This is a genomic window from Photobacterium sp. R1 (genome assembly GCF_054600795.1).
Genome location: NZ_BAAHZP010000264.1, coordinates 1 through 343, shown reverse-complemented (window position 1 = coordinate 343; position 343 = coordinate 1). Strand labels below are relative to the sequence as shown.

Genomic DNA, 343 nt, shown 5'->3' with positions numbered 1-343 from the left:
ATTTGAATGGAATATTGCCAAGTGTCCCGGTCTTTGTGAATCTGGCGTTTGTGCCTGAGTCATAACCCTCTGAATTATTTTGACCTTGGCGGTCACGCTCATTATGCTCTTGCCATATTCACAGTGAATACAGGGAGTGGTTATGAAGAGCGTGACTGTCAATGGTAAGCCAGTTCAACCGGGGAAAGTGGTCTGCATAGGTAGAAATTATGCTGCCCACATCGAAGAGCTAGGCAATGAGATGCCCGAAGAAATGGTCATTTTCATGAAGCCTAACACTGCGATTGGCGATGAATTACACGCAACCCATGGTGGTGAAGTGCTGCATTATGAAGCCGAGATC

1 protein-coding gene is annotated in these 343 nt (G+C 46.4%); it reads left to right on the top strand.

Features of this window, described 5'->3' with window-relative positions; genetic code table 11:
• Positions 1–142: 142 nt before the first annotated feature.
• Positions 143–343, top strand: a 201-nt coding sequence (locus tag ACYP03_RS24965) for a fumarylacetoacetate hydrolase family protein (protein ID WP_459782521.1), incomplete at its 3' end; no start/stop codon positions are given.